Origin of the sequence: Xenorhabdus yunnanensis, from assembly GCF_028598805.1 — a bacterium.
GTDB lineage: Bacteria > Pseudomonadota > Gammaproteobacteria > Enterobacterales > Enterobacteriaceae > Xenorhabdus > Xenorhabdus yunnanensis.
This window is the reverse complement of record NZ_JAQRFI010000259.1, coordinates 1-372: the sequence shown is the minus strand read 5'-3', so window position 1 is coordinate 372 and position 372 is coordinate 1. Positions and strand designations below refer to the sequence as shown.

General features: G+C 49.5%; 1 pseudogene. It reads left to right on the top strand.

The annotated features are described in order from the left end of the window. Positions 1–25 precede the first annotated feature (25 nt). Positions 26–372 (top strand): annotated as a pseudogene (locus tag PSI23_RS22145) (helix-turn-helix domain-containing protein); the annotation flags it as partial.

The following is a 372-nucleotide window of genomic DNA, read 5'->3' as shown; positions in this document are numbered from 1 at the left end:
GGAAAAATTAATGCTGGTGGGGGAGTTGGCAGAAATCTATGAGGCGGGCTACTACTGGAACGAAAAAGAGCTGGCAGAAGGCTGTATGCGTGGTGATCGTGTTACTGAAACCGAGAAGTTACGAAAAACCACGGCGAAAGGCTTTACTGAACAGCTTCCCGAACCGCATACCTTGTCTGATGTGGTGCGTGAGTTTCTTTACTGGGACTGGCTCTGTCAGATGCGCAACGTGGCCGACAAGGAACTCGACCCGAACGGATACGGTGATGAGCGATATTATATCTATGATCGGGAAGATTACCTTGAAGAGAAACTGGTTACCCTCCAACCGATAAGCCGTCAGGAAGCGATTGACGTTTGCAAGTGGGTACT